The sequence below is a fragment of the Streptomyces sp. HSS9-12 genome, from assembly GCF_054963655.1.
In genome coordinates this window covers 59120-77333 of record NZ_JBUEGC010000014.1, presented here as the reverse complement: position 1 = coordinate 77333, position 18214 = coordinate 59120, and the positions used below count along the sequence as shown (strand labels likewise).

General features: G+C 64.0%; 16 protein-coding genes, 1 tRNA gene and 2 pseudogenes. 6 read left to right on the top strand and 13 right to left on the bottom strand.

The window, feature by feature from the left end:
- Positions 1-8: 8 nt before the first annotated feature.
- The 3 genes from ACY34J_RS10155 to ACY34J_RS10145 all read right to left on the bottom strand — a co-directional run bounded on the left by ACY34J_RS10155 (position 9) and on the right by ACY34J_RS10145 (position 2718).
- Positions 9-1385 (bottom strand): FtsK/SpoIIIE domain-containing protein, encoded by a 1377-nt coding sequence (locus ACY34J_RS10155; RefSeq protein ID WP_462726117.1) that lies wholly within the window; start codon positions 1383-1385, stop codon positions 9-11.
- 5 nt (positions 1386-1390) lie between these two features.
- A complete protein-coding gene (locus ACY34J_RS10150) occupies positions 1391-1738 on the bottom strand; it encodes an SCO3933 family regulatory protein (protein ID WP_462726118.1) in 348 nt (115 codons plus the stop codon).
- A gap of 191 nt (positions 1739-1929) precedes the next feature.
- Entirely contained in the window at positions 1930-2718 is a 789-nt protein-coding gene (locus tag ACY34J_RS10145) for a GntR family transcriptional regulator (protein WP_462726119.1), read from the bottom strand.
- Positions 2719-2828: 110 nt separating this feature from the next.
- On the opposite strand from ACY34J_RS10145, the gene ACY34J_RS10140 reads away from it, so the two are divergent.
- From ACY34J_RS10140 to ACY34J_RS10130, 3 genes are read left to right on the top strand one after another with little or no spacing between them, the layout of a single operon-like run.
- A complete protein-coding gene (locus ACY34J_RS10140) occupies positions 2829-3236 on the top strand; it encodes an NUDIX hydrolase (protein WP_462726187.1) in 408 nt (135 codons plus the stop codon).
- 46 nt (positions 3237-3282) lie between these two features.
- A complete protein-coding gene (locus ACY34J_RS10135) occupies positions 3283-3726 on the top strand; it encodes an ATP-binding protein (RefSeq protein WP_462726120.1) in 444 nt (147 codons plus the stop codon).
- Positions 3717-4022 (top strand): hypothetical protein, encoded by a 306-nt coding sequence (locus ACY34J_RS10130; RefSeq protein WP_462726121.1) that lies wholly within the window; start codon positions 3717-3719, stop codon positions 4020-4022. The genes ACY34J_RS10135 and ACY34J_RS10130 overlap by 10 nt, the downstream gene beginning before the upstream one ends.
- A 390-nt stretch (positions 4023-4412) precedes the next feature.
- On the opposite strand, the gene ACY34J_RS10125 is transcribed toward ACY34J_RS10130, so the two are convergent.
- The 3 genes from ACY34J_RS10125 to ACY34J_RS10115 all read right to left on the bottom strand — a co-directional run bounded on the left by ACY34J_RS10125 (position 4413) and on the right by ACY34J_RS10115 (position 8623).
- Entirely contained in the window at positions 4413-5471 is a 1059-nt protein-coding gene (locus ACY34J_RS10125) for a phosphotransferase (RefSeq protein WP_462726122.1), read from the bottom strand.
- 467 nt (positions 5472-5938) lie between these two features.
- On the bottom strand, positions 5939-6487 hold the full coding sequence (locus tag ACY34J_RS10120; protein WP_462726123.1) for a hypothetical protein: 549 nt from the start codon (positions 6485-6487) through the stop codon (positions 5939-5941).
- A gap of 567 nt (positions 6488-7054) precedes the next feature.
- Positions 7055-8623 (bottom strand): ApeA N-terminal domain 1-containing protein, encoded by a 1569-nt coding sequence (locus tag ACY34J_RS10115; protein ID WP_462726124.1) that lies wholly within the window; start codon positions 8621-8623, stop codon positions 7055-7057.
- Positions 8624-9266: 643 nt separating this feature from the next.
- On the opposite strand from ACY34J_RS10115, the gene ACY34J_RS10110 reads away from it, so the two are divergent.
- Entirely contained in the window at positions 9267-10031 is a 765-nt protein-coding gene (locus ACY34J_RS10110; RefSeq protein ID WP_462726125.1) for a restriction endonuclease, read from the top strand.
- A 10-nt stretch (positions 10032-10041) separates the two neighbouring features.
- Here the strand turns inward: ACY34J_RS10110 and ACY34J_RS10105 are convergent, their stop codons facing one another.
- From ACY34J_RS10105 to ACY34J_RS10095, 3 genes are all read right to left on the bottom strand, one after another.
- Positions 10042-11421, bottom strand: coding sequence for a hypothetical protein (locus ACY34J_RS10105; protein ID WP_462726126.1), 1380 nt, complete (start codon positions 11419-11421; stop codon positions 10042-10044).
- A 469-nt stretch (positions 11422-11890) separates the two neighbouring features.
- Complete coding sequence (locus tag ACY34J_RS10100) at positions 11891-13051, bottom strand: hypothetical protein (RefSeq protein WP_462726127.1); 1161 nt, start codon at positions 13049-13051, stop codon at positions 11891-11893.
- Positions 13027-13521, bottom strand: a complete 495-nt coding sequence (locus tag ACY34J_RS10095; protein ID WP_462726128.1) for a DUF4365 domain-containing protein — start codon at positions 13519-13521, stop codon at positions 13027-13029. Before ACY34J_RS10095 ends, ACY34J_RS10100 begins: the two co-directional genes overlap by 25 nt.
- Before the next feature lie 261 nt (positions 13522-13782).
- Here ACY34J_RS10095 and ACY34J_RS10090 point away from each other — a divergent pair.
- Positions 13783-13868 (top strand) — tRNA-OTHER (locus ACY34J_RS10090).
- Between the two features lie 68 nt (positions 13869-13936).
- On the opposite strand, the pseudogene ACY34J_RS10085 reads toward ACY34J_RS10090, so the two are convergent.
- From ACY34J_RS10085 to ACY34J_RS10070, 4 genes and pseudogenes are all read right to left on the bottom strand, one after another.
- Positions 13937-14209 (bottom strand): annotated as a pseudogene (locus ACY34J_RS10085) (tyrosine-type recombinase/integrase); the annotation flags it as partial.
- Positions 14210-14509: 300 nt separating this feature from the next.
- Positions 14510-14725 (bottom strand): annotated as a pseudogene (locus ACY34J_RS10080) (transposase); the annotation flags it as partial.
- 83 nt (positions 14726-14808) lie between these two features.
- The gene (locus ACY34J_RS10075) at positions 14809-16059 is read right to left on the bottom strand and encodes a hypothetical protein (protein WP_462726129.1); all 1251 of its coding nucleotides are present in this window, start codon (positions 16057-16059) and stop codon (positions 14809-14811) included.
- On the bottom strand, positions 16056-17171 hold the full coding sequence (locus tag ACY34J_RS10070) for a hypothetical protein (protein WP_462726130.1): 1116 nt from the start codon (positions 17169-17171) through the stop codon (positions 16056-16058). Before ACY34J_RS10070 ends, ACY34J_RS10075 begins: the two co-directional genes overlap by 4 nt.
- A gap of 660 nt (positions 17172-17831) precedes the next feature.
- Between ACY34J_RS10070 and ACY34J_RS10065 the strand changes: the two genes are divergently transcribed.
- A complete protein-coding gene (locus tag ACY34J_RS10065; protein ID WP_462726131.1) occupies positions 17832-18197 on the top strand; it encodes a hypothetical protein in 366 nt (121 codons plus the stop codon).
- Positions 18198-18214 lie beyond the last annotated feature (17 nt).

Genomic DNA, 18214 nt, shown 5'->3' with positions numbered 1-18214 from the left:
GAAGCGGATTACTCGGTCACGGGCCGCGGCTTGACCAGCGGAGCCGGGGCGTCCACTGGCGGAGTGGGCACGGCGGGCCGGAAGGGAGCGAGAGCGGGCAGGTCCGGGACGAGATGGGCATGGGTCCGGCAGACGGCTGCGGCTTCGCCGAGGGACAGGTACGGCGTACGGATGCGAGACCAGCCGCCGGAGGTATCACCGGCGACCGCCAGACCGGGCCGTTCGGGAGCGATGGCACAGGCGGCACCGACCGCTTCCGGGGCGATATCGCCGAGCGCCATCTTCGCGGAGGCTTCGTCGTTGACGCGGTGGCAGACACGGCCCGTGAGCTGCGCGCGGAGCATGGTGGCGCCCTTGCCCAGCTCAGCACCGAACCGCTGCCCACACACCTCCAGGTAGATCCCGGCCGCGCGGCCGAGTTGGGCGAGCCGGATGAGCTGAGTGACCATCTCGTCTCGCCGTTCCTCGTCCTTGCGGGTCGCGGTCAGGAACAGTTCGGCGACTTCATCGACGAACAGCACCACCGGCACCGGCCGTTCCGATCCTGGCAGGCCCCAGATGTCCGATGTGATCTCCTCCTCCGGGGTGTCTGGGTCGATGCCCTGTCGGGCCTTGATCAGGTCGTATCGGTCCTCCATGAGCTGTACGAGCATCGGCAGCAACTCCGCTGCCTGCTCGGGGTCGGTGGCCAGGGCCGACAGGCGCGCGGCGAACGGGGCGAGCTCCACCCCGCGCTTGCAGTCGATCCCGACCAGCGCGACCGGTTGCCGGGCCAGGCTGGTGAGCAGGTGGCGCAGGAACATCGACTTGCCCGACAGCGTGGCGCCTAGCGTCAGTTGGTGCGGGATAGCGCGGTAGTCCCGTACGAACGGGGTCGCGTCCTCCCGCAGAGCCACCGGCACCTTGAGGAAGCCGCCGTTGGCCTTGCGGGGCATCCGCACCTTGCGCAGCACATCGAAGCCGACGAGCCGCAGCTCGACCACGCCGGGCTTGACCTCCGACACGTACACGGCGTGGACGCCCCAGGCATGCCGCAGCCGTTCGGCCGAGGCCGCCACGTCCGCCGGTTCCTGGCCCGGCGCCAGCCGCAGCCGGAGCCTCAGGCCCGTCGTTGTCGGGCGGATGATCCCGCGACGGGGCGGCACCGGCCGCACTTCTCGGCGGGTGGCTGCGTGTATCGCCAGGGCCCGTAGCCGGGCGGGCGCCACGGTCAGCCCGCAGGACTCCATGACCGACTGGTACGAGCCGACCAGCCGGGCCGTGGAGACCGGCAGCCCGACCGCCGACCAGTAGACCGCCGGGTGCTTGGCTCGGAGGTACGCGGCCCCGCCTGCCGTAGCAGCAAGGGGGCCGCCCACCTCTATCAGCGTCATCAGGTCGGACACGGCGGTCAGGCCTCCGCCGGGACCGGGAGCGCGGCCGGGGCGATCGCGTCGGCACGGTAGGCGATGCCGTGCCGCTGCTGGCCATTGAACACACTCTCCCAAGGGCGAGCGATCAGGCCCAGCAGCGTGACAGGCGCCCCCATGGCCAGCCCCTCGGTGACACCGCGCTCCGGCACGGTGACCCGGATCAGAGAGGACTCTCCCCCATCGATGTAGACCACGCCGACGTTCATGAGCGTCTGACCGCTCTCGGCGTCCTTGGCAATCTCGCCGGTCTGCCGGTTGACCTTGGGCTGCGGCTCCTCGGTCAGCAGCATCGTGGCGGATGAGGTCTCAACTCGGATGAAACGCAACGACTTCTCCTTGTCTCCACGGGCATCTAGTCATCTAGACAAGATGCATTGAGCGCTCCCGTTGACGCCGGGAACGGAGACCACTGTGCCACGCATGTCAGCTACTCGTCTAGACGAGTATCCCTGGTGGTGTGTGCGAGTTCGCGGAAGCGCCCAGACGCCGCAGCTTCTCAACACCCCATCACCACAGGTCAGGTGGCGGGCAGTTGGTAGGCGAGGACGTATGCGTCAGCCGCCATGACCGTGTCGCAGACCTCCACCGCGCGCCCCTCGGTGTCGAACGCCGTACGGATCAGGTGGATTACCGGGACGCCGGCGGCGAGTTGGAGCGTCTTGACTTCTTGCGGCGAGGGCATCCGGGCGCGGATCTCCTCCTCGAAGCGGTCGAGGCGGTGGCCGATCTCTTCCAGCCGGGCGTAGATACCGCCGGGGCCGGGGTTGGGTTCGGCGATGGGGGTGTTCCGCGCGAGGTCGAGCGGGATGTACGAGGTGGCGAACTCCACGGGCCGCTTGTCCAGCAGATAGCGGCGGCGGCGAGCCAGTACACGGCGGGGAGAGCCGAGCCGGGCGGAGATGTCCTGCGATGGCCGCTCTTCGCGTACCTCCAGGCTGTCCACTTCGGGGCGGCTGCCCGCGGCTTCCGCCTCGACGGTGAACGCCGCCTTTCCCTGCTCGCGGTGCCTGCGTGCGAAGCGGTCGGAGGCCAGTCGCCGGACGGGCGGGCGGGGCCGGACGAACACGCCCTTGCCGTGCTCGGAGACCACTAGGCCCTCGCCCTGGAGGACGGAGAGGGCGTTGCGGACGGTCATCCGCGATACGCCGTAATGCTCGACCAGGGCCGTTTCGGACGGCAGCTTGTCCCCCTCCTTGAAGCGGCCCTTGTCGATCGCTTCGCGCAGCTGGTCGGCGATCTGCCGGAAGACCGCCCGGTCGCTGGTCGGGTCCAGCGCGCCGATGATGCCGGAAAGGTTGGAAGCCATGAGCACTCCTTTAGGTGTCTAGACGAGCAGCCGACCTTTATTGCTACGGTGGAGAGCCTAGCCAGCCGCCGAAGGGGCAGAGGAACGTGAGCACTGAGCGCCCGCACTCCGTGAGCGTCGCCGGAGTCATCGTCGACGACCAGGACCGGGCGCTGCTGATCAAGCGGCGGGATAACGGCAAGTGGGAGCCGCCGGGCGGAGTCCTGGAGCCGGGCGAGACCATCCCGGATGCACTCCAGCGCGAGGTCTACGAAGAGACCGGAATCAAGATCGCGCTTCCCGCGACCCTGACCGGCGTCTACAAGAACATGAACGCCCTGATCGTCGCCCTCGTCTTCCGCTGTGAAGCGATGGACGGTCATCCCACCACGGGCGAGGAGACCCGGGCACTGCGCTGGGTCACCCGCGATGAGGTCACCGAGCTTGCCGACGAGGCATACGCGATCCGCGTTCTGGACGCGCTGGACGCCGCATCCCCGCCGGCCATACGCGCCCACGACGGCGTGAAACTCGTCTAGCACGAATCCACCAGCCATGGCCGCCTACCAGCACGAAGGAACTTGTATGGACGAGTATACGAGTACAGTGCGGGTCTGGGGACTCACTTGCCCAGGATTCCCGGAAGAGGTGAGCCGGGCCCGCCGCTGGACCCGCGACATCCTCAGCGACACTCCATCCGCCGATGACGCGGCACTGATCGTCAGCGAACTGGGCACGAACGCCTTGATCCACACGGCAAGCGGCGACGGCAAGGGCACCTTCCACATCTCCCTCGCGCGATCCGCTCACGTGATAGCGATCTCCGTGACCGACGGAGGAGGCGCCCACACCGCCCCACGGGTCGAGCACCCCGACGCGGAAGCCGTCCACGGCCGAGGACTGGGCATGGTCGCCATGCTCGCCACTCACGTCCAGGTCCACGGCGACCACCAGGGCTGGACCGTCACCGCGGAACTCCGCGTACCGGCGCCGATCCGGACAGGTGAGGGAACGACGACATGGCCGTAACCCCGGGGCGGGCCAGTGGCGCCGAGGCGGAGACCGACCAGCGCCACCGCTACGAGATCAACACGGCCATGAACGCGGTCGTCCGAGCCTGCGCTGACGTCGTACGCGACCACAGCCACCGCAGCACCTGGATCCCCGCCGGAACGCCCGACCGGGAGCTACCACCCAGCGACCTTGCCGCAGCTGCACGCCACGACGTCCTGGACAAGCTCCGACTCGCCATCGACTGCGCCGAAACAGTCGTCTACGAGGTAGAGCGCGAACGCGCCCGAAACCAGCGCCGCCTGACTGAGTAACAACCTTCTTTACGGGTTCAAGGCGGCTCGCTCACGCTCGCCGCGCGCTCCCCGGCTCACCGCCGGGGCCCGCCGCTCCTGTCTCCGCCCCGCTCCGGGCCCCGGCTCCGCCGGTCGCGCGGCTGAAGCGAGCACCCTGGCCGAGAGAAAAGGCCGGCGGGGGTGCCGGTCGGCTCCGCGGCTCTACCCACCTACCCGGTCCGGGACCCGCGTCGAGCAAGACCAGGGGGCCACTCGGACACATTGCGGGCAGGGGACAAGCCTGCCCGAGTTGCCAACCAGCGTACGGCCCCCTGCCCATGCTCGACCCCAGCCCAGGCAGGCCACCGGCCAAACCCGCTACACCGCCCTCGCGGTGTCGAGTGGCGTCAGCCAGCAGCCACTGGCTTGTCAGTGCCAGGGTCGTGTGCTCTGCGTGGGCAGTGGGCGCAGTGTGGGCCAGCGTTCCAGCAGGCGGGCGGCCAGCGCTGCGCTGAGGTGACCGAGTGCGTGCAGGAGGTCATGGTCGCAGGTCATGTCGGCGACCACACCAAGTCGGTGGACGAGGCGTTCTCGGGCGGAGATGTAGCCCCACTCGAAGTCGTCCACCGACACCCGTGCGAGATGGTCGACGGACTCGCGGTGGGCACGTTGGACGAGTGCGTCACCACGGATCAGCCAGCCGGCGCAGGCGTCGGCAAGGTCGCCGGGAACGTCCCTGCCGGTGAGGCCCCGCCAGCTGGCACGGTAGACCTCCTCAGCTTCCGCGAGCGGCGCACCGGTGACGGACATAGCACACCAGCAGGTCGGAAACCCGATGCGGAAGTAGGCGAGTTCGACGAGGCCGTTGCCCAGCGACGCCTGCTCGAAGTCGACGAAGTGGACCCCGGCGGCTGTGCGCAGGTCGTTGCCGGGACAGGGGTCTCCGTGCAGCAGCGCATGATGGGGCGCGGGGTCGAGCCGGTCGATCAGGCCAGCGAGTTCGTTCGACACTCCGGGCGGTACGGGTACCTCAAGCGCCTTCGCGAGGGCGAGGAAGGATTCGGCGTCGGCGGCCGTCGGTCCGGACCAGGTGGGGAGCGTGCCCGCGTCGGCCGGGCCGGTGACAGCGTGCAGCCTGGCGAGGGACTCCGCGTAGCCCGGCATCCAGTCGTCCACTGCTCCGAGGTCGGCCAGGTACTCTAGGACCATCACGCGTGACGGCGGATCCGTTCCGAGCAATGCGGGCGCGATGGGCGGCCGGGTCGCCCGCGCAGCGAGCCGCAATGCAGCGACCTCCCGCGCATAGCGCGCATCCCCGTCGGGCCCGCTTCCGCCTTCATCGGTGATCTGTTTGACGATTACCCGGCGACCACCGCGCAGCTCCACCCGCCATACACGGGAGCGTGGGCTGCTGTCCAGGAGCTGGGTCTTCCTGGGAGAGCCCAACGCGGAACGTAATTCGTCGCTGATCGGCACCCGGTTCGGCATGACGATCAGCGTAGGGCCGTCTGCAACACGGTGCACGGATATAAGGGTCGGGCCGTCTCTGGGCCGTCCGGCGGCGGCCAGCGGTGACAGATGATGACAACTGGCCGAGGGATCAGCCCAGGTCAGCAAAGTGCACTGAGCAAGCGCCCCCGATAGCGGACTCGGCTCACCACTTCCAGAAGATCTAGCCTGCCCCGATCGACATGCCGCACTGCGAGATACATCACATTTGACGACGCCGCGTGCCCCTGCCGTGCCCGATGGGGCGGTAATCCGCGGGGAACAACGGGGAATGACGGCCAGCCGCTCACGTTCGCGCAGGTCAGCACCAGCCCAGGCCAGGACAGATCCGCATACGCAATCTTCCAAACTGGTGCTCCGGGACCCGAGTAGCGGCACTTGACTGGGTCATTGAAACTCCCGGCCAAAGTCGCTACGCCAACCGCGGCGTCAAGCTGACGGGCAGACTACTTGAGATCACCAGCTTCCCCACCGATGGCTGCCCGAGCAGCACGGATGAAGGCAGCAAGCGTGTCATGGCGCTTCTCGTCGAGCTCCTCTACGCGCCTGGTGGTTAGGTCAACCAGACGAGGCTCATCACCTTGCTCGGTGGCTATTCGATCGAGGTCATACAGGCCGAAGAGGACATCCCAGTTGACCTTGACGAGTTCTTGAGCCGCCTCACCGACCGACGGCGGGCCTTCCAGCTTAACCACGGTGACGAGCTCCCAGAGATCAGCGATGACAGCGTCAGAGTCACTGATCAACTGACCATTACTGCTCGGCCTGCTCACCCAGAGTGCCTCGACAAGCTTGTCGAAGGCGTAGTGCTTGGACAACAGCTTGAGGTAAGCCTCCCGCCTCGCCTCTCGATGAACGAGCCACCGCTGTTCAAGCCGATCTTGTTGTTTCTCGCGGCTGCTCTGCCGCCCCTGCAACAAGGTGAAGCCACCAGTTAGCGACGCGCCGAGGAGCGTACCGACAACGCCGATGACGACGCCCAATTCATCACCCATGGGCCGATCCAACCAGGTCGAGTATCTGGCAGCAGACCTTCTTGGGAGTCGTGACTTGACTCGCCCACTGAAACTTCAGCCCAAAGTTGCTCCGCCGGCCTTCATCGCTCAGGCCGAGGAGTCGCCCCGATCGTGCTCTACCTGCCAAGCGTCCCGAGCGACGCGGAGGACGAACGAACCGGCGCAATACTCCCCGTGAAGATAGATCCTCGCACCGACGCCGACCCACGTCACCGCTGTACCTGTACCGTCGAACGGCTTGGCGCAGAGGAAGCAGCCGTCGGTGGACGGATACAGCTCATGCCCTGGCTTGACCAACATCCCGAACCCTCCCCTTCCTATCTCTCCCATACAGCGGGAAGCCCCCGAGCCCCACCGCCCGCGTGATCACGGCCACAACATCGTGCCACAGGTGTGCCAGAACGGCCGGGGAACAGCGGGGAATCACGGCGACGGCCAGCAGACACAACGAAACCGGCCCTCGACCAAACTTGCTGGTCAAGGGCCGGTTTCCACTAGCGTGGCGGCGCCAGGATTCGAACCTGGGAAGGCGAAGCCGGCAGATTTTCAATCTGCGGGAAAGACGCGGCTGATCACAGCCTCGGGGCATCCCAGCATGCGTAGGGCATGTCCACGCACTATGAACTCCAGGAGATGCACCACTCCTTGCAGGCGGTTTGGCTCGTAGCCGCGATTTCCGTGAGCTAGGTCGTTGCGGACCACCCGCAAGGCCCCTGCTGTGGTCAAGTCAGTGGCCGTGCTCACGGCCTTTACTTCCTTGATGAGCTCTGTTGCGCCCAGGCGATCCATGATGTTGACGGGCAGACCCGTGATCAGGGCGTCGAGGGCTGTGTCGAGACTCATGGACGGTTTCTTCGACAGGTGCTTCTTGACGAACTTGAAGGTCTTAGCATCTAGCTCGCTCTTCGCATGCGCCAAGGCCTCTTCGTAGCTGGCAGTGTGCTTGGCCTGTCGTTCCTCGGAGGTCGCATTGTTCTCGTATCCGTACAGGCCTTCCAAGGCTTGGATCAGCAAAAGGTAGCGGGAACGCGGGTGCTGGTCAGGCGTGTGCAGCATCGCCCCGTACGTCTCAACTAGGGGGTGGTGCGCGACGGCGTATTGGGACCATTGCGTGACGAGGTCTAGGAGGGAGAGCTCGTCGGGGAGCGCTCGTATGACGGATTTATGCGCTTGAAAGGCCGCGGTCGAGCTGGCGAAAGGGGCTTGCGTGATGCCGGTGCCGACCACCTGATACTTGCCTTCCCGACCTTCGAGTTCCACGTGAAGGTAGGACAGGTCCTGGGGCTTACCGGTAGCGATCGAGAGGATCTTGCGCAGCGGTTGGATGTACTGATCGAGGGCGATTGTGAGCGGCTTAGCCTCGGTCAGGGCCACGGTTGCCACGGGACTGAAGGCTAGGTTGAACTCGCATGGGTCCATCGCGCGCATGCGGTGGTAGTAGCTCACTGTTAGTTGAGCGCCCTCAGCCAACCATGTCCTTGCGGCACTGCCGTTGACTGTTGCTGCCCACCGACCTTCTTCGCCACCCGGCAGATGAGGATTGGAGACGTCCTTGATAGGTGGAACACCAAGTGCTGCGTCCAGGGCGGTGATTTGGAATGTTGCCGAGGTGACTCGGGGTGGGACCACTGAGGTAGGTGCTGCTGGTACGCCGGCGAGACCAAAGAAGGCAGACTTACCCAGAAGGGCAGCGGTACCTGTGATGTAACCGCCTGCCATCCAGAGTTGGACATGCGCATCCAGCAGAGTGACCGATCCGCCATTGGCCAACCTCCCGTACAGGACGGGAACGCTGATGGATTGAGGAAAGGACGTCTCAACAACGCCTGGGAGGTGCTCTGTGTGTTGCAACGGCACGGTGCCGTAGACCTGTCCGGTCGGAGGGCGCAGGGGGCGTAGTTGAAGGTCGCCTGGTATGTCGATGTAGCCACCAAGGTTGTCAGGGAGGAACCACGAGCAGAGGTACGTGTCAGGCTCGTACATCAGGCTCAGTGGCAGCTTTTGCTCGTCGGACACGGCGCAGTCCCATCTCGATTTCGTCACCAGGTTGAGTGCGAACGGCCCATTGCACACCGTGCTTGCGGCGTTGTACGAGCTGTAGACCAGGGCAAGCATGCACAAGCAAATACCCGGCAAGGGTGGCCATAGCCGGTGAACCTTTGTATCCCCCTCTGTCGAACGGTAGCGGCACTCGACAGCCCGGCACGGCGATCTCAAGGGAAGAGTCGATCGCCCCACCAAGGCTTGCCCGCATCTTCTAAGCGCTTGGCCTAGCGCCAACCCCGCCGAGTGCAGCACCAGCAGCACTACGCATGGAAGCACCCCACACCGCAGGCGCCCCGCTCAGTCGGAGGCTCCGACACACTCCGTGTCGCGGCCGCCCTCCGACAGACACCGCCGCAGGTCAGAGGGATGTGAGGGGCGATCAGCGCAATCACTCCGGAGCCGTGTGCGCAGGTTCGAATCCTGCCGGGCAGCAGAGTAGGCACTCACTCCGGCCAGTCGAGCTCCCGTTCAATCTTGTTGTTCATGACCTCTTCCTGGCCGTAAATGCAGCCCTCATGGACACGATGACTCACCTCGGGTGAGTTGCCGACCCTTCGCGCCACCTCAGCCACGGGCACTCCGGCGTTCAGCCACATGGTGATGCAGGTGTGACGTAGGTCGTACGGACGTCCTCCGAGGATGGATGCTTGGAGCTCCGGCGGCAGCGCGTACTCACGAGCGTCCCGCCAGACCCTCTCGATACGCTCACCGAGTGGTGGATGACGCAGGCATGCCGTACGACGACATGACGGACGCCGAGTTCGAGGAATTCTGCTTCGAGCTGATGCGCGAGCTCGGGTTCGTGAACGTTGACTGGCGCAAGGGCACTGGTCTGAACGCGAGCCCGGCCGACGGCGGACGAGACATCGTCGCTGAGCGCCAGGTTGAGGAGTTTGACGGCACAGTTCACCTCGAACGCTGGTTCGTGGACTGCAAGAAATACAAGAAGGGTGTGCCACCGGACAAGATCACCGGGCTTCTCGCCTGGGCCACCGCGGAGCGGGCGAACGTCGCCCTGGTCATCGCCAGTAGCTTCCTGTCCAATCCCTGTAAGGACTTCATCAAGACCTATGAGCTGAACAACCGGCCGCCCTTCCGTGTCAAGCACTGGGAGCGACCGCAACTCAGCAAGCTGCTGGAAGGCCGCGACGACTTCGTGGCTCGCTACGTCGCCTCCCGACCGCGAACAGAGGCGGAGATCGTCGCCGCCGAGGAGTACCGCACCGACAAACTCTGGTTTTACCGCAAAGAAGTGCTCATCAATCGGATCGAGACCGGCCGACGGGAGCCGCTGGAACCTGAGATCGACCGGATGATGAGAGACGCGATGGCTCAGGTGGAGAAGCAGTACGCCGACGACCCGCGGTTCAGCATCCCCGCTGACGAACATGAGACGTGGAACGTCGCCTACCTCCTCGGTGAGCTGTCGGCGCTGCGGTGGGTGCTCGGCGACGACTGGAACAACGGGGACAGTTGACGCGGGCTGACTAAACCCAGATCTCGTGCTCGTTGCGGTAGTGCGGCCAAGGTCGCCCGGCCTGCCTTGCGGCGAGCACGTGCTTGATTCCTGCGACCCATGAGCCCGGTTGGAGAAGCTCGATCAGGTAGCGGTCCAGTTCGGAGCGGCGCATCTGCACCGTCCAGCCCGGTGTCATAGTCAGGCCCCCTGGCAGCGCCACGGCGCGCAGCTCCTCCTGGCGGTGGATCTCCACGACGACCTCTCCCTGCTGCAGGTCCGCCTTCCCTGGCGGGCGAATCCAGCGCGCGTCCAAGCCAGCCACCTGCAGCAGGCGAGCCAGAGCAGGCCCGGAGGTCTCCACGGTCACCGCGGCGTAGTCACCGATCAGCCGGGCGCAGGCCACCGGATGCAGCGGGTAGTTCGCCCACGGCACACGCAGCGGGTCGCGGGCCGTGCTGTCCATGCTGGTGGCGTGGACGTTGTGGTCCTCCCGGCCGGCCGCGATCCCTGCCCGCTGCAGCGCGGCACCGACGGTCTGCTGAAGGCGCTCATTGAACTGCACGGAGGAAAGACCCTGCTGGACACATCCGTATTGGTCGACGACGAACAGGACCCGGCTGCCGGGCACTGCGGTGGCATGGATGCCCTCGGTCGCGGCTCGCTCCGAAGCCTCGCGCAGTACGTCCAGATGCGTGCGCAGCGGCAGGTCCAGGTCGTGGAGGCGCTCTGAGGCGTTGTCCCCCGGGAGCGGGCCGCCGTTCAGCACCGCTGCGCCGGCCTGGTTGATCCGCCGGATCTGGGCGCCCCTGCGGTTCTTCGGGTTGGTCTTGATCTCCTCGGTGCGGGGCGGGTGGACGCCATTCCAGACCGTGACGTCGCCGATGCGTAGGCAGTTGGTCAAGTCATGCAGGAGTGCGAAGGAGCCGTCTTCCTTGAAGGCCCTCTCGACGCGATCGAGTTCCGCCTGCAGCCCTGCTTTGCCGTGCATCGGACCGGGCGAGTTGTTGCGGCACAGGGCGAGGATGAACGGTCGGTGGAAGCCGAAGACGCGCCACGCCAAGGCGTCGCCGACCGAGCGAAGCTGGCGAGCCAGCCGCTCGCACACGTCGTGCTCGAACAGCCAGGTTGCCACGTCGGTGAGGTCGCGGCCCGATTGTGGCTCGGGAGCCTCCCCATGGGGCGACTTGCACCTGCGGATTCGGGCGGCGGCACGCTTGAACTCCCGGCGGTCCTTCTCAACTTCTAGCAGGCGGTTGAGCAGGTCCCGCTGGAAGGCGACGCCGGCCTCCACGGTCTCGCAGTCCCGCAACTGCTGGATGAGCTCGGCCAGGACCGGCTGCATCGCCTGATGCCGCGGGTGCACCAGCATGTCGTCGGGGTCGTAGTGGTCGGCGTCGAACAGGCTCATCCCGTAATTGTGACGGTGAACTTACCTTCTGCCGCGGGTTTTCCGGGCCTCAGCCGAAGTGGCCTGCGGGCGTGAACTTCAGAACCGGATCAGCTGCTTCCGGTGAATACGTGGTGACGTTGGCCGCACCGCGCGGCCCTCGCGTCACGCCGCCGCAGGTCACAGTCTTGATCATCCGAAAGAAGATCACTCTCTTCTAAGCGCTTGGCCCGCACAGGCCCAACGGGCACGCACGGCAATGCGGGATCTGCTGTCAGCAGAGAAGTACAGCAACCGACCCGACCGAAGCCGACCGCCACCGGCTTGAGCTACCGCGCGGCCAGGAGCACCGCCCCGAGGGCTGGGCCGTCTCTGGGCCGTCCGGCAGTGACCAACGTCGACAAGCGACGACAGGTAGCGCGCACATCAGCGCAGGTCAACCCAACCCTCAACGCCAACAGTCGACTTGAGCGCCATTGGAACCAGTTCGTCAGGAAATGGGAAGCAGAATCTCATCGATGGGCCGGAAGCCGACTGGATTCTCGACTACCAATCTCCTTCCAGTGCTGTGTTTCACCTCACCATCCACGATGACCACTCGGCGAGCACGGTGCCAAATGACGGCCTCTTGGTAAGCCTCATAGGGAAGGCGAACCCGGATTTCTGACCGCCTCCCCCTGCGGACTGTTGAAATTGTAGCAAAGCCGAACGGGTCATCTCCCACATGCCTCAACTCCACAATATTCCCCGAGAATGTCGATGTGGAATCGATGCGATGCTTTTTCAGTTTTTCTGCCGCCTCCTCAATCTTTTCGGAAGCATCTGATTCAATGGACACTGCATTAGGCATTGTCTCTGGGGTAGGAACAGAAGAGGCCCATTCAAAACTCGTCTCGAACTCGCTAACCGAGGGTTCCGTTAGGATCTTAGCTAGCGCAGAGCAAAACTCCCTGCTGACACCGCGTGCAACCACGGCATGCAGATCTCCCACACTGGGCGAGGACTCAGGCTCGACAATAATCTCTTTCACCGCCATAAGTGATTGCGCCAAAGTGCGCGTCACTCGACGCTCAAAAGGTTCCGGAGCAGCTTGAAATAGCTCGAGGTCGGCCGTTTGCGCAGCTTCTCCAGGGGCCTCTTGTGTATGCGGAAGAGGAACTAGGATGGGAATGATGAAAGAGCCTTCTTGGGTGTGATCCATCCGTGCACGTCGCAAGACTGCGTCCCCCTGGCGTGCATAGTTGCCCCCGATTTCGCCACGTTCATTCCACGCAGTGGTGCCGACTGCCCTGAGCAACTTGCGCGCGGAGGCGATCACCGTAGATGCTGCCTCGAATGGGATCGTGTCGGTGATCGCATAATCATTCGCGGCCCGCAGGTACGTCACGTCCATTAGGTGGTATCGAATACTCAGAGCCACGTCTTTTGGACTTCTGCGCTCTTGCCTAGCGATTCTCTCAACGATTCCGACAGCAATCCCCGTGTCGTCTATAGCTGGAACGCCGATCATGACGCCATCGCGAACCCAGATCGTACCCGCCGACCCAGGAGGCTGACTTTCCCATCCCTCCGCTTGCAAGTAAGTGCGAATCTGAGAGACAGTCGGAATCCTGACGCCACGCGAGCCTAGGGCATCGTTGGAATGAAGCATGATTTCACCTCCTTCTCCCACAATTCCAACGTTGCCGCTGTAAGTCGCTGCGTCTTTGGGACCACGATCTTGTCAGTGGGAGCCCCTGCGCCGTTTACGCGCACCCAAAAGGCAGCCGCCCTGTGATTGGTTCCTGCATCGTGATGCTGAACCCAGTCCACGGGATCCTTATAATCCAAAATCACTAGCACGAAATATACCGGCACAGCCGAGGTTGACCAGCTATCCCGCCAGTGCAGCTCTGAGTCCCAAGTGGCGCTCTTGCCTGAGATTTTGAATTGCGAGCTACACTTGATCTGAACTCGAGCTGCTGCTATCGCGAATTCCAAGCTGCCGTCTACTGCGATGGCATCCTCATCCGGCGCCGTCTCGTTGAAGCCGACCGCAGCTTGGCTAAATATCGATTTCACATAGGCGACACCGAATCTGCCTTTAGCCGTGTTCGGATCCAGCGTGGCGATCGAATGCAAGTACGTTGCCCCCTCCCCATCGTGCGGCTCCCCGTTCCGGCCCACGGCGCACACTTGCATGACTATCCGCCCGGCCTTGGGTTCAACCTGCAACGAGATGGAAACCCTAGCCACGAAGTGACGACCTGTCACTACTCGTGACCTTCAGTCGCTATCGTGGTCAGCTCACGCAACGAGCCGCGTGCCACAGCCGTGCCAGAAGCAACGGTCAACAGCGGTCAACAAGGGTGGTTAGCGGGTGCATCCGTGCCCCTTAGCTCGGCCAGCGAAGCCGCAGGTCACCTGTCCTACGCCCAGCCTCTCTCCTAAAGCGGGTGTCGCAGGTTCGAATCCTGCCGGGGGCACCAGCCAAAAGGCCCCGGACCGATCATGGTCCGGGGCGTTTGACATCAGGATCTGACATCAACGGCGGCGGTCAGCCAGAGCCACGACGCCTCTTGAGCAGCCGGTCCATGTGACTGATGGCCTCCCGCTGGGTGTCCTGGACGACGTGCGTGTAGACGTCCATGGTGATGCTGATCTGGCTGTGTCCCAGGATCTCCATCACGACGCGAGGGGCGACCCCGGCGGCGGTGAGCAGGGTCGCGCAGCCGTGCCGGGCGTCGTGGAGCCGGATCACCCGGAGGTCGGCGGCCTGGGCGACTCGGATGAAGGACCGGTAGACGTTCCGCGGCTCGACCGGGCGCCCGTGCTGCCGATGATGCCGGGTATGCCCGAGCGGCGCACCCACGATCCCTCGCCCGCTTCTGCCGACGAATCTCCGGCGCAGGACACTATGACTAACAAGCAACGGCGCCGCCCCCTTTTGCCGGGCCTGTTCCTGCTCGGCGGCGGCCTCCTCCAGAGCCTCCATGACGTCCTTGCCGACGAGCATCCCGGCGGCGTCGTGGTGAGCGCGGGCGGTCGTAGAGTCCACGCTGACCAGGGACAAGTCCGTCCTGCCCTGACGGGCGGCTTCGGCGATCAGGCCCTCCAGCAGGGCGGTGAAGACACCGGCGTTCCTCCAGACCCGGAAGCGCCCGTAGACAGTCGGCCAGGGCCCGAACTCGCCCGGCATCTCACGCCACTGCGCGCCCGTCCTGAACCGCCAGATCACCCCCTCGAACTGATCCCGCAGCCGCTCGGGGTACGGGCCGTACTCGCCTATCGGCAGGAGCGGTCCAATCAACTTCCACTGCTCGTCGGTGAGTTGCCTGCGCGTCACGATCGTCTTCCTACCGGATCCGCCTTTCAGGCGGATCCGGATCGACAAGATTGATCACGACATCACACAGGCCCTAAAGCCCATCAGTCAAAAGTGAGTTCCTTCCATGGAATATGCAGTCCAACCGGCCCCTTGTGCTTGCCCGTAATGATCTGCCCCTTTTCGTCCAAGTCGGCGACCCAATCTAGGCCTGTAGCAGTGCTCTCGAAGCATTTAAACGCCACCGTCCCACTTCTGGAATGATCCGCAAGATCACGGGAGTACCACTTTTTCGCTTCTAGGCATTCTACGATGACCTTGAATCTTGGGTGTCGAGCTTTTCGCCCTGCCTGCAGGACGGGTAGAGCTGTTTGCGTAACGTACGTATACCCGTCGTCCTCCTCGGTAAAGTTTTGGCCGAAGAGAAAGAGCCCGGAAGAAACTCCCGAGCACTCGTGCAACCTAGCCCTCAATGCTGTCAAAACGCCATCCGGGCTGGCCGCCTGGAGCAAGATCGGCTTCCGTGGGGAGGCCCTGGAGAATATCTCGATTACCTGATGTGCCTGGTTCAGCACGGAGGACTGTACGAGCAAAAGAGACGGCGTACGCGACCGCATCGCGGATATCGCAGAGTCATGAAGATCAAGCGGCGCAAAGGTCGTAAGGTCGTACCCGCAGATCGCCGCCGCAGCCGTCAACCTGTCCCCCGTTTCGGTTACGACAACCTCATCTACGAGTGCTGCCGCAGAGCTCCGATTTCCCGACTTCTGCGCCGAGGTCGCTGAGTCAAGAAAGCACGTCTCAAGCAGGCTGATGAGTTCAACTGTCGACGCTGTCCAGCTTGCGGAACACCAGGCGTTGGTGGATATGCCAGGCTTGTGTTCCGAGGTTTCCACCATGAGGCGAGCGATTCCCGCTAGCGGCACAGAACTAAGCGTGCCGCTTGAATGGGTCAAATCGCCGGGCCTCACCACTACGCCGAGCACTAGTTCGCGAAGTCGACCGGGTTCAATGGACTGCGGTACAACAATTCCTTCAGCCAACAGGCGCTCTGGTGATGGGGTCGCAATTTCCGCAATGAGACTTGGCCGGCCGAGCAACTCACCCCACGCCGGCTCTCTCAAGGCCGAGCTGAGGAACTGGATCTCCTCTGCTGTCGTCTTACGAAGGTTCGTGAGTCCGGATTCGACCTTAGGGAGCCGCGCTACACCGCGCGCCAACTTGTACTCTTGTTTTTGCCGGATCCCTAGTCCCAGCGGATGCTGTTTCGCGGCAGGCCCCGTCGATCCGGGAATCTCGCGCGCTTCTCTACAAAGGCGCCGCAGACTGTACTCGTCGGATGCTGGGCCGCTCATGGACGCAGAGCATAGACGATCGGCACCCTGATCTGCATGAGCTCGTCCGTGCTCAATTCGGAGAGGACGGCCAGCAGTTGGGCGCGAAGATCAGTCCCCTGCGCTCGGGATGGCCAGCTCAGTCGATCTTGTGCGGCCATCTCGCGTGTCCCGAAACGCCTGGAGCCCTTCAGTGACCTTGGTGTCTCCACCTGGTCAGACCCGAAGGGAGCCTCCCTTGGATCGATGTCAAGATCATTCTGGGCGACCCAAGCCTCAATGACGCTGTGCACCAGGTTAGATAGGCGGGAACGCCAGGCTTCGCCAAGTACAGGGTCGCCACGCAGGGTCCGTGCGAACGAAGCTGCTGGACGCGGCTCTTCCAGGCAGCGTGAGAGGTCTGGGGCTTCCGATGAGACAGACTCTGCGAAGTCTCTCATCCACTCGAGCTGCTGTTCCTGGCTGATCGGCTGAATGGGTACGAAGCTTTCGGGGTCGTTCGCAAACCTGTCCCTCAGTCGCCTAATGGTCGCCGGCTCATCGCCACTTGGCAGGACTGGAAAGATCACTGCCCTTTCCGCTGATCGATCCCAGATGCGAACAAACTTCTGATTCCAGTCGACGAAGGCAGTCCACAGGTCCGGTCGGATGCGGCGCCGCGAAGCCCTAGCAGGTCTCTGAACGGCGGTATCGATGGCCAGGCTCCCGTCCAGCGAGACGGTTACGTCGGGGCCGGACCCTGGTTCGGGAAGCGCAAGGACGACGACGCCAGCTTCTTCAGCGGCCTCAAGAAAGGACCGAAAGGACGTGAAGCCTAGATCGCTTTCACGAAACTGTGCGTCAGTCAGGCGTAGCACCTCAGACTTGACGCCTGCAGCTGTTGTTCGTGCACCTCGCTCGTTCAGTTGGACCACGGCCTGGCGTAGCCACGCAAATGCACGGCCAAGATCCGCTGTGTCGACCGTGTACCTCTCCGGTGCAGGACGTGGCTCCGCCTCTGTGCCAGCGGAGGCACGCCCTTCCGGCTCGGAGCTGCCCGCCAGAGGTGACTCTGCAGACGAGGTAGAAAGAATGTTGTGCGGCGCGGTTCGCAGAGCTTCCTCGCTGAAACCGCCCTCTTGTTCCTTTGACACCTAGTGCTCCTCTTGGGTATGGGTCAGCCCCAGTGGGGGTTGACCTTGCAGAGGAGTACACCGGTAACATCGCGAACGCCGACTAGAGCCTTGTGGCTCGGGCCCTACCCCTCACCCCTGTTACAGAGACGAGCGGACTCTCCCGACTCGGCCGTTGCTTTTCTCCATGCCCACCTTACTCCCCGATATGAGGAAGCATGCAGCATGGCCATCAGTGCCTCAGTGGTAGGGTATGTGATCATCCGGCCTAGGTCAACTGGGAGCTTGATGACGTCGGTCTCCGGGAGCACCGCCGGCCAGCCTCTCCCGATCTTGATGGTCTGCACCTGACAGCCCCTTTCGAGGTTGCGGTCAGAGGGACGCCCTAAGCTGCCTCACCCAGTCAGCAGGTCCTGGAGCTACTGCGGCAAGCCGGCAACGCTGACACCACTACCTCAATCGTCCCAGCTCAGGGAGCTAACTCACGCGGAGCACCACGGTTCCTGAACCTAGTTACACCAGTGGATTCGCTATGGACTGTTTGTGGACAACAGAGCCGCGAGGTGTAGTCCGCAGCTGCGTGACCTGCACAAACGTTGAGTCGACACAGGCTCTCCGGAGCCGTATGCCTGCGGTAATGCGGATGCCAGAGCGAACGGACAGAAGGCACACTTCTGCCTCGTGGAGACCTCAGCAAGCGAACTTCGACGCATCTGGAGCGGGCCGGACGGCAACGAGCAGGCGTTCGTAGTGCGGACCCATTTCTCTGCCGACGATCCGCCCTCGGTCATCGAGCGCGCCCGTGACGTGCTCAGCAGGGTGATCGAGCATGTGATGCCATGGCCGGGCGAGGAAGCTTGGGCGGATCTTCTGCCTCCTTGGTTCGTGCAGCGCTGCGCTCCCGAACCGCGGGCCGATCCCTCGTGGGATGCAACCGCCTGGCTGGCGCAGTGGCAGGCGAACGCGGTGATGGACCCGAAGCTCGGGCATCTGCTGCTGATCGCGCATGCGCTCGACGTGCCCATGGCTCTCCTCGTTCGGGAGTGAGCGGGTGTAGGCGCCAC

What these genes read in the sequence shown, in the direction of transcription:
- ACY34J_RS10135 (WP_462726120.1), top strand. Translation starts at nt 3,283, where the DNA reads ATGGACGAGTATACGAGTACAGTGCGGGTCTGGGGACTCACTTGCCCA.
- ACY34J_RS10145 (WP_462726119.1), bottom strand. Translation starts at nt 2,718, where the DNA reads ATGGCTTCCAACCTTTCCGGCATCATCGGCGCGCTGGACCCGACCAGC.
- ACY34J_RS10105 (WP_462726126.1), bottom strand. Translation starts at nt 11,421, where the DNA reads ATGAGCCTGTTCGACGCCGACCACTACGACCCCGACGACATGCTGGTG.
- ACY34J_RS10075 (WP_462726129.1), bottom strand. Translation starts at nt 16,059, where the DNA reads ATGAGCGGCCCAGCATCCGACGAGTACAGTCTGCGGCGCCTTTGTAGA.
- ACY34J_RS10100 (WP_462726127.1), bottom strand. Translation starts at nt 13,051, where the DNA reads ATGCTTCATTCCAACGATGCCCTAGGCTCGCGTGGCGTCAGGATTCCG.
- ACY34J_RS10115 (WP_462726124.1), bottom strand. Translation starts at nt 8,623, where the DNA reads ATGCTTGCCCTGGTCTACAGCTCGTACAACGCCGCAAGCACGGTGTGC.
- ACY34J_RS10130 (WP_462726121.1), top strand. Translation starts at nt 3,717, where the DNA reads ATGGCCGTAACCCCGGGGCGGGCCAGTGGCGCCGAGGCGGAGACCGAC.
- ACY34J_RS10120 (WP_462726123.1), bottom strand. Translation starts at nt 6,487, where the DNA reads ATGGGTGATGAATTGGGCGTCGTCATCGGCGTTGTCGGTACGCTCCTC.
- ACY34J_RS10125 (WP_462726122.1), bottom strand. Translation starts at nt 5,471, where the DNA reads ATGCCGAACCGGGTGCCGATCAGCGACGAATTACGTTCCGCGTTGGGC.